Origin of the sequence: Tardiphaga sp., assembly GCF_044340795.1 — a bacterium.
Taxonomy (GTDB): Bacteria; Pseudomonadota; Alphaproteobacteria; order Rhizobiales; family Xanthobacteraceae; genus Tardiphaga.
Genome location: NZ_JBIISY010000238.1, coordinates 1 through 8,907 on the forward strand (window position 1 = coordinate 1; position 8,907 = coordinate 8,907).

The following is an 8,907-nucleotide window of genomic DNA, read 5'->3' on the forward strand; positions in this document are numbered from 1 at the left end:
GCGAAGTGCCCGAGGCCATGAAGCCGCGCTTCATCCCGATCGGACAGGGTGCGCGCAATAACGTCGAACAACTGGAAGCTAGGGCTGCCTGAAGCAGCTTTCGACTCCGCGCGCCGGTTTACCGGCGCGCGGGCATTCCAGATGGCCACTATGGAGTTCGACAATGGCCGCAATGGCTCTTCCAGCCCTTGAAGCAGGGGGCGGATTTACGCGCTATATGAACGCGATCAAAAGCTTTCCAATGCTTACGCCGGATCAGGAGGTCGCCTACGGGCGTCGGCTTCGTGAGACGGACGACGAGGAGGCCGCGTATCAGTTAGTGACGAGCCATCTTCGTCTCGTCGCAAAGATCGCGATGCGCTATCGCGGCTACGGCCTGCCGATCTCCGACGTCATTTCGGAGGGCAATATCGGACTGATGCAGGCCGTCAAACGCTTCGACCCGGATCGCGGCTTCCGGCTCGCGACTTATGCGACCTGGTGGATCAAGGCGACCATCCACGAATACATTCTGCGGTCCTGGTCCGTTGTCAGGATCGCAGCTTCGAACTCCCAGAAGCGCCTCTTTTTCAATTTGCGACGTCTAAAGAGTAGAATTGGCGCACTGGAGGACGGCGAATTACAGCCAGAGCAGGTCAAGCGCATTGCGCGAGGTCTGCACGCGCCCGAGAGCGACGTCATCGAAATGAACAGGCGTCTCCAGGGCGACATGTCGCTGAATGCAAGGTCGTTCGACGACGACGATGAAGGACTGGAATGGCAGGATCGTCTTGCGGACGATATAGATGTCGAAGAAGTATATGCTGAGCGGAGGGATAGCGCGCGACGTCGTCAAGCCCTCGAAGAAGCGCTGAGCGGACTTTCCGCGCGAGAGCAACGTATCATCAGGGCAAGATGGCTCACAGACGACCCATTGATCCTGGATGAACTCAGCGCAGAACTAGGGATTTCCCGAGAACGCGTCCGCCAGGTCGAGGAACGCGCGATTCAAAAGGTTCGTGTCGCTATCGGAGCTGCTTTGGGAGGGGCTGCTAAACACAGTGCCCTGACTTTGCCCAAGCAGGCTGCTGGGTGATGACGTCATGCCCCGATTTCCACCCCGCCGTCGGGACCAAGGTCTGATACGACGTACTTATCTGCAACTGTTATGATTACTGCGATATCGCTTCTGCTCTTCTTCGCCCTCCTACTGCTTATCGCCTCTCGGTGTAAGGCGCATGAACGTGAGACCGGTTTGTCGCCGCCGTCGGCCGAGACGTTGGCAAGCATCCAGCGTGGAGCGCGAGAGCGGCAAGTCCCAGCTCTTCAGGCCTATAGTGAATGGGTTGCGCGGGAACAGCGCGCGCAATCTATCGCAGACCGGTCTTCGAACTGAGACGGCGGTCTTGCGCTGACCAGCAGATGTTTTGCGGGCAGTTCGCTCGGACAAGCCTCTTGACGAACTCAAAGAGTTTTCTAAATTCGTGGCGGGTACCTTGATTGCCCGCTCAAACCGAAAGCATGCAAAGACCGTCTGGGGACGATGATGATCGACTAAAATCTGGCAAGGATCCGCACGCACGCGATAGCACCGACGGCGAGGCAATTGCAAGCATCAGCGGCCTGACCAATGGCGCAGACACGGACCCCACCTTGCCCAGAGTGCGGAGCTTCGTCGATATGGTTGCGTTCTACACCAGAGCGGCTGAGCTATGTGGCTCATGCTTATGAATGTCCCAAATGCTCCTTCATCCAGACATCCGTTGAGAAGGATTCACTGGCGCTGGGCGATGGTTGGATCAAAAGTGAGCTAAGGCCGGTCACGAGATCGATGCAGAAGTACTTCAACGCATACGTCGTGACGGGCGTTGCGATCATTGTCGTCGCTGGCGCGATCTTGGGATGAGTTCAGGTACAACGTTTGCAACGCCGCCAATCCTCCCCCCGCCCGACGATTTACGTCATCGCACTTGATTGGCCTCGTAGTTCAAGTTTTAGACAGGCAGCGTGTGGTGATGATCAGTCTTGAGGAAGATATTGAGTACAACGGTTTCACGATCCAAGTTAGGCGGCTTGGCGCGGGTTGGATCGCCCGAGTGAGAAGGCCAGATGGAATTTTGATACCGAGATCGCCATTAACTGACGACATTCTGAAACGAGAGACGGTTATCGAGCAGGCTAGGACGCGCATCACGTCGCTTTTCCCTGCGTGACGACCAGCCGCTTTCCTTTGTACGTTACATCCTCAGTAAAAACCATCTATGTGCAGAAGCGAACAGTTCGCATAACTTTGATTATGGAATATTTTCCTTTCGCAACTCGCATGTGAGTTAGCTGCGCAGACATGCCCACGCGCTTAACCTGACGAACGCGGGCGACGGGGCGGTTGTCAAAGCGTCCTCATATAACGCTTCATCAGGTTCAAATCGGCAAGGCAAGTTCTCAGGTATCCAAGACGACATTGCACGAATGGGTTAGCGGAGCATACGAGTGTTGAACATTATGATCATCGGATTAAGTGTAGGACGGTGTGCGTAAGGATCCCGTGGCTCGCCAACGATCATTGAACTGCGCCACTGCATACACGCTCTTGGAGTGACAGCAGATGAGCATCACGTGGCCGGACCAGGTCGCTAACCTCAGAAATGCACTCGGCCGCGGTTCAACACCATAACCGCGCGTGTGCCAATCGCACTTACGAATAATGACTGCCATCGGTAGCCCTGCTTCGTCGAGGGACTGCTTGGATCAGCAGGCGCCCTGCCGCCTTCATACATAATTTTTACGACCCACCTGCAATGCCTCAGCGCCAGAATAATCGCTAGAGCCCATCATATATAGCGGTCGAAGTTTTCGGCGCTCTGGCATGCGTCACCAAAAAAGCCCCGGTGTCACAGGGGAAGACACCGGGGCAGGCGTGCCTGGATCATCGCCAAGGCAGAGGAACCTTCCCATGAAGGTGACTGAAAGACGCGACATTTTGCGCTCCGTTCCGATCGGATAATTAATTGTAGGCCGGAACGTGTCCTGAACGGCTTCATTGGAGGTTTGTTAGCAACCGATGAGGAAACACTCATGAAGAAGCTTTTGATCGCAGGCGCCGCTCTCGCAATGCTTTCGGGAACGGCCATCGCACAGACCTCGACCACGTCTCCGGCTCCTACATCCGCGGATCGCACCGTGGGCGCCGTTGGATCCGAGCGCGGCAATAACGCGAGCTCCCTCAACGGCTCGAACGCCGCTTCGGGCACGTACAGTGGCGCCAACGCTCCAAGCAACACTGACGCCGCCCGGACATCAGGCGGTGGCGCCGGCGCTGGTGGTGGAGCTGGCGGCGGTGCCGGCGGAGGTGCTGGCGGCGGCGCCGGCGGCGGCGGCAACTAAGCGAAAGCCCCGGAAGACCGGGGCTTTTTGCTATCTTCCATGCCGCCAACCGGAGTCGGGACGAGTTGCCATGTAGTGGCCTGCTTCCGATATTTATCTATTGGCCGGGTACGTTTTCGTGCTGCCGAATGGGAGACAGATATGGATGGCCTTGCGAAAGGTGACCGAGTGATCGTCCATCCGCCGAGCCGTCGACCATTCCGAGGCGTTATCGTCGGAGAAGGCCGGGCGGGACAGTGGTGGCACATATTGAAAGACGGTACCAAGAACCCGCAGGCTTACAACAAGGCGATCTGTCGGCCGGATCGAGCGTGGTCTGACCCGCGCGCTACTCAATAAAGAGCGCTGCAACTGTACGACGCTTTCATCTATTTCAAAACGGCTGAGCATTTCTTTTCGATCATGCCCGCTTCAACAGTGTTCTTAAGGCTTTTCCCGCTCATCTTCGTTCGGCCGACAATTATGGTGCCAGTTTGCCCGATGGACCCGTCAGGATTTCTCTTCCAGGCCTCACACGGCACCCTGTCGAGTTCCGAAGGCCAGTTTTGAATGGTGTAAGTTTGCTGGGCCGAAGCTTCGCTGATCGCAAGAAACGATAACGGCACCATTAGATAACGCATCGCCAGTCCACCGTGCGAACTCGAGTAGCGTTCGCGCTGTAGTGAAACGAGAGAGAGCGTATTAAATTGAGAAGTCCGGCATGACGATGCTATCGATTGGATCGGTGCTTTCTAGCCTCCCGATCAATGCTGGCCAAGCGCACCAGAACAGTTCGAGTGCGGTGGCTGCGTGGATCTGTGAGTCAACACGAAGCCATACCTCTTGCGGACCCCCGTCACGCAAATAGTGGAAGACTACGCACTTTCGAGTTTCATTGAAGTGAGGCGAACCTATCAATGTTGACGCAGGATCACGCGTGCCGCGCCCGCAGGGCGCATCGTCTTTCCTCATAGCCATCCCCTCATAGATTGAGCGCACCTCCCTCGCTCGCGGCCGAAGCGGCGAACATCGGGACTTACGGAGAGGTGCTATGGAGGTGCCATGCAAAGCCTGAAACTATCAGATATCATCTCGCAATAGCGAAGCGGCGACGCCGGCACTTGATGCTCGTCAAGTCGTTATGCGAACGCTGAACAATCGGGATGCGGCATAATCACGCTGGGCTTCTTGCGACGACCAGCGGTCAGGCAGACGACGGGAAGTCCAAAACGAACCACCGAAAGTCCGGCAGATTGCCGAGCGTCTCGACTTGGTCAACCACCGCCTCTGCATCTTCAGCACGCTCGAAAAGAAGCTGCGGCCGACCATCGGCCAGCACAACGAACCCTTTCTCGATTTGCATGATGGTGTAGCTCCCCATGCGGAGCTTAATACCAGAGGCCAGCATTTGTGCCGCGCAACAACCTGTGAAAGCTGAAACGCAAACAAGGACGCTTTCCACCGAGTTAACGGAACCCCAGAAAAACGTGGGAGGCTCTGGATTTGACTAGCCCCCCGGCGGGTGCCGGCTTCCAGGCTGATCTACGGCGGCGATCTAGTTGATATTCGAAGTGCGGTAGTTCTAAGCTTAGATGCCGCCCTGTCGAGCGCATTCCGGTTTTGGCCTATCTGCTTAATAAGTTCGATCGCTTCTTTGACCGAAATGCCGTGCTTGAACGCCAGGAAGTCAGGCGTGTAGCCGCCATCATCTCCTGATTTTGCATTCTCCGCCATAATCCACCCGAGCTACTCCATCCGAGTATACATGGCGTGTGCGTCAGCATAGCCACAATCTGCGGTTCCGCCGATCACGAAACCGCTAAAGATTAATCCTCGAGAGCCGGAGATGTGTCCGATAGAGGGCCGACGCTAAGCTCGCATTACTGTATCATTGTCGAGCAATGTTGGCCGATGCAACATTTTCCCCCACAGTCGTTTCACCAAGCCATTTTCATTGCCAGCCCTCGGTCGCTTGAGGGCTGTTTTTTTTGAGTACAATTTTATATTGAGGCGCCATGCCGAGCCCAGAAGAGCAGGACAAACAGTTAGTTATGGACATCTATGCCCTCGGCGGCTCCATTCGTGTAATAGTGGACGTGGCATTGAATCCGTTCAAGCGATTGGAAGACCTCGGCTGGGCCAAGGGGCGATCGACCAAGAAAGCAGTCCACTTCACCCTGACACGAGCTGGAGTTCAGGCAGCCAAGAGACTTCGAGAACAGCGTCGCGTGGCTTAGTCACTAGCCCCGGACGCCGTGCGTGCCGGTTTTTGCTTGTATAAAACCAGTTTTCCCTGCGACAAATTGCTTGATGAGAAACGTCGGGCGCTCGCTGAAGAATGAGGCTTCGCAGACTTGGCTGCCCCCACTCAGCCTTGGCGCGCGCGGGGGCGCTGATGATTGCAGCCGGCGCCCCCGCTTTGCGGCCACGCGGGTTTGGCCATGACAACGTTCATTTTTATAATGAGCCCTGAGGCAACGAGCGCTCAGCAGACGCGGATGATGTCTGAGCTTGAGGAGCGTTTCCCGCAACATGACTTCCTTTTGGGCGACGTCCGCTTCGCGGGGTACGAACGGAACATTCTGGCCCTTCTGGACGATACGGGCGCAACGCCGCCCAACCCCAAAGACGTAACCGAGGTAATCGATTTTTTCCGGGCTGCGGTAGATTGGATCGAAGATTGGAAACCATCCTAGTTTCAAGCGGCTGGTGAGTCTCCATTATTGGATATTGCATGAGTGAAATTATAGATGAGATCGCTCTTCGCTGGGCGCTCCGAGATATCATTGCAGGCCGGCAGAATTTCCTGAAGGTCAGCGATGCGAAGATCCAGCGATTGCGAGAACTAGGATGGGTCGAGGATCGCGACGGTCAGCTCGTCGCGACCGATACGGGCCGCAGGGCGCTTCCTTGATGGCCGAAGACCACCTTCATGATGTCATCACGTTGATGATTTTCTTGACCTTGGTCGCGATGGTGATCGCGACCAGCGGACGGTCTCGCAAGCCACCCCCATGGTGAACAAAGCACCTGGCGTGCGACAACAGCGCTCTATAGACGATCCCGCACTCAGGGGGGCCCCCGCAGCCTTCCCTTGAACCTTTGGCGCTGGAGCGACGACAGAGCAACATCCCTTGCACATTGGATGATATCGTGACGTTACTGCTCTACGTGCTGCGCTGGCTCACCGACACACTTCCTCACGCTGAACAGACGGACACCTACCGCTCGCGCAAAATTGCCATGGAGCGATACGTCGCTTTACTGGCAACGAATGGCTACCACCCAAGAGATCAGTCGGCGCCGGACCGTGAGCTCGATCCTGTTTGCGAGCCGGAGCTGAATTTGCTGTAGGCTTCCGATGTGCAAATAATGACGTGGTCCTCGCATCCGTTAAGGCGATGCGGATCACATTGCATCTCGTAATCGGGAGACGTCATCATTTCTGAGAACGCCCTTACTGTTGGATAGTACACCAGAGCAATATAGTCCCAGCGATGCGCGTCAGACCTGCCCAATGCAACGGCCTGCGGGTTGCCCGTCCAGATTAAAGTGCCGCCACGCGCCTTGATCATCGGGACGGTTAGTGCGCTGTATCGCAGGTAGGCGTCCCAACCAGAACCATCACCATCCAACGATGTGTTTCGGAAGCGCATCAGATTAATCATGACGACAGGATCGTCCTGCTTCAGTGCCAACAGGCCCTCGATATTCAAGAGATCAACGCCCATGATTCCTCGCAGCCTTCATCTACCATAGCCAAAGAGCGTCACCTGAAAAAATTAATTGACCACAGAGGAGCCCTCTCGCTCCTGCGCCGGTTGCTGCAGCACTTGGTTCAAGAGGTCCCTCAGTCCGACGAGTTGCTCTCCGGTAACGACAATGCGTGCCCGCACTATCTCGTCGTAAAGGCTCGTGCCTTGCGCAAACAGCGGGCCGGCTTGGCTGCGCGGGTTTGTGAAGGTTAGGGTCGCCAGCGGGCCGGGACCGGCCTGGACGTTGATCTGACCGAGGCAAAGCGTCTCGCTGATATTATCGGGATCGATAACGGGGTGTCGCGTTGGTTGCTGCACTGTCGTCCTCCAAGCCAGATGATCGGCTACGATATCCAGACTGCGAAATCCAGATTGGCAAGTTATCTCACTAGCTCGCCGCTACGACGACCGTGACCAAAGAGCGTGGATCATTCACTAACGAAGACCCCGGGTCATCGCTCCCCTCTCCGAGCAATGCGTCAAAATCGTAAAAAGCTGGAAGTTCGGCCTGTCGTCAAAATCTTAGCGAGATCTGCGATCGAATATCTGAGCGTTTCAATATGGGTTTTTAGAAGCGAATTCAGAAAACCTTGCGGTAGGTTCGACGCTCATGAGGGCCGTGCGCCGAGCGCTCCCTCGCCACGATCGTCCGATCAGCTGCCCGCCGATAGGTTGCATTCTAGCGATATACTCGGCTTTGCCGTCACCTGTGGCAAATGGGTGACGGTAATGCGGCGAGAATGCTTTTAGGTTTCACCTAGTGATTCAGTTGGGGACCCATCATGAAAAAGTATCTTCTCGCTTCGGCCGCTATCGCGGCGCTCAGCGCATCGTCGGCTTCAGCTGCTGACATGGCAGCTCGCCCCTACGCCAAGGCTCCGATGGCAGCTCCGGCTGCTGTATACGACTGGACCGGTTTTTATATCGGCGGCCACGTTGGCGGCGCTTTCCGCGGCAACTCCGACAACCTGGTCGGCGGCGGCAACGACGGTCGCTTCATGGGCGGTGGTCAGATCGGTTGGGACACTCAGTTCGGCGGAAATTGGGTCTTCGGTCTTGAAGCGAACTATAGCTTCCTCGATACCAGCAGCAGCTTTGCCAACCGTGGCCTCGGTTCGGTCACCGGCCGTCTTGGCTCGGCATGGGGTCCGACCTTGCTTTACGTGAAGGGCGGTTACGCCTGGGCCGACTCGCGCTTCACCAACGGCTTCACCGGCGACGCAGGTCGTAACGGCTACACCGTCGGCGGCGGTATCGAATACCTGTTCAACCGCAACTGGTCGGGCAAGATTGAATATCAGTACTACGATTTCGGTACGACGACCTTCCTGACCCCCACCTTCGCGGTCGGTGGCTTCCGGAACGACGAGCACACCATCAAGGCCGGCCTGAACTATCGCTTCAATTGGGGTAGCTTCGGCACCGGCTTGTTCTAAGCCTTTCGCCTATTCTCCAAGAACGACTAGGGCCCGGCTTCGCGCCGGGCTTTTTTCTGATCACAAAATAGATTCCAAGAATCTGTTAAACGATTGGTGACCCTGTGATATTTCTGCAGTCGCGGCGGCAGTGGTCTTCAAAGGTAAACGCGAGAAGCCACCGCCGCGTTGGTGAACAAGCTGCGCGCAACCAAAGTGTCGTGTACCGGACCGACCGTGCTAGCTCGTTCCGCTAATGGGACAGGACCTGCCCAGCCACCTCAATGCTTTCCCATATGCCAAGAAAATTGCTGACCCGCCGTTGGACCGACGAAGATTCATTGAAGCTGGTGAAGCTCTCTGAGGATGGAGCGACACTCTCTCGTGCGGCCGCA

9 protein-coding genes are annotated in these 8,907 nt (G+C 56.3%); 5 read left to right on the plus strand and 4 right to left on the minus strand.

The genetic code is table 11. The features are described 5' to 3' along the window. Window positions 1-163: 163 nt before the first annotated feature. Complete coding sequence (gene rpoH / locus ACIQ17_RS26875; protein WP_398472383.1) at window positions 164-1,075, plus strand: RNA polymerase sigma factor RpoH; 912 nt, start codon at window positions 164-166, stop codon at window positions 1,073-1,075. A gap of 1,979 nt (window positions 1,076-3,054) precedes the next feature. Further along, on the plus strand, window positions 3,055-3,363 hold the full coding sequence (locus tag ACIQ17_RS26880) for a hypothetical protein (RefSeq protein WP_398472384.1): 309 nt from the start codon (window positions 3,055-3,057) through the stop codon (window positions 3,361-3,363). A 368-nt stretch (window positions 3,364-3,731) separates the two neighbouring features. On the opposite strand, the gene ACIQ17_RS26885 is transcribed toward ACIQ17_RS26880, so the two are convergent. Both ACIQ17_RS26885 and ACIQ17_RS26890 read right to left on the minus strand, forming a co-directional pair. Beyond that, on the minus strand, window positions 3,732-3,983 hold the full coding sequence (locus tag ACIQ17_RS26885) for a hypothetical protein (RefSeq protein ID WP_398472385.1): 252 nt from the start codon (window positions 3,981-3,983) through the stop codon (window positions 3,732-3,734). 563 nt (window positions 3,984-4,546) lie between these two features. Next, window positions 4,547-4,705 carry a hypothetical protein gene (locus ACIQ17_RS26890; RefSeq protein WP_398472386.1) on the minus strand — a complete coding sequence of 53 codons (159 nt, stop codon included), beginning with the start codon at window positions 4,703-4,705 and terminating at the stop codon, window positions 4,547-4,549. Between the two features lie 652 nt (window positions 4,706-5,357). Here ACIQ17_RS26890 and ACIQ17_RS26895 point away from each other — a divergent pair. Both ACIQ17_RS26895 and ACIQ17_RS26900 read left to right on the plus strand, forming a co-directional pair. After that, window positions 5,358-5,579: a hypothetical protein gene (locus ACIQ17_RS26895; protein WP_398472387.1), complete on the plus strand. Its 222-nt coding sequence runs from the start codon at window positions 5,358-5,360 to the stop codon at window positions 5,577-5,579. 204 nt (window positions 5,580-5,783) lie between these two features. Then, window positions 5,784-6,038: a hypothetical protein gene (locus ACIQ17_RS26900; RefSeq protein ID WP_398472388.1), complete on the plus strand. Its 255-nt coding sequence runs from the start codon at window positions 5,784-5,786 to the stop codon at window positions 6,036-6,038. A 597-nt stretch (window positions 6,039-6,635) separates the two neighbouring features. Here ACIQ17_RS26900 and ACIQ17_RS26905 read toward each other — a convergent pair. After that, window positions 6,636-7,073 (minus strand): DUF1330 domain-containing protein, encoded by a 438-nt coding sequence (locus ACIQ17_RS26905; protein ID WP_398472389.1) that lies wholly within the window; start codon window positions 7,071-7,073, stop codon window positions 6,636-6,638. Between the two features lie 51 nt (window positions 7,074-7,124). Beyond that, entirely contained in the window at window positions 7,125-7,415 is a 291-nt protein-coding gene (locus ACIQ17_RS26910; RefSeq protein ID WP_398472390.1) for a hypothetical protein, read from the minus strand. Between the two features lie 464 nt (window positions 7,416-7,879). Between ACIQ17_RS26910 and ACIQ17_RS26915 the strand changes: the two genes are divergently transcribed. Next, window positions 7,880-8,533, plus strand: coding sequence for an outer membrane protein (locus tag ACIQ17_RS26915; protein ID WP_398472391.1), 654 nt, complete (start codon window positions 7,880-7,882; stop codon window positions 8,531-8,533). Window positions 8,534-8,907: the final 374 nt, after the last annotated feature.

What these genes read in the sequence shown, in the direction of transcription:
- rpoH (WP_398472383.1), top strand. Translation starts at nt 164, where the DNA reads ATGGCCGCAATGGCTCTTCCAGCCCTTGAAGCAGGGGGCGGATTTACG.
- ACIQ17_RS26895 (WP_398472387.1), top strand. Translation starts at nt 5,358, where the DNA reads ATGCCGAGCCCAGAAGAGCAGGACAAACAGTTAGTTATGGACATCTAT.
- ACIQ17_RS26905 (WP_398472389.1), bottom strand. Translation starts at nt 7,073, where the DNA reads ATGGGCGTTGATCTCTTGAATATCGAGGGCCTGTTGGCACTGAAGCAG.
- ACIQ17_RS26880 (WP_398472384.1), top strand. Translation starts at nt 3,055, where the DNA reads ATGAAGAAGCTTTTGATCGCAGGCGCCGCTCTCGCAATGCTTTCGGGA.
- ACIQ17_RS26900 (WP_398472388.1), top strand. Translation starts at nt 5,784, where the DNA reads ATGACAACGTTCATTTTTATAATGAGCCCTGAGGCAACGAGCGCTCAG.
- ACIQ17_RS26885 (WP_398472385.1), bottom strand. Translation starts at nt 3,983, where the DNA reads ATGCGTTATCTAATGGTGCCGTTATCGTTTCTTGCGATCAGCGAAGCT.
- ACIQ17_RS26890 (WP_398472386.1), bottom strand. Translation starts at nt 4,705, where the DNA reads ATGCAAATCGAGAAAGGGTTCGTTGTGCTGGCCGATGGTCGGCCGCAG.
- ACIQ17_RS26915 (WP_398472391.1), top strand. Translation starts at nt 7,880, where the DNA reads ATGAAAAAGTATCTTCTCGCTTCGGCCGCTATCGCGGCGCTCAGCGCA.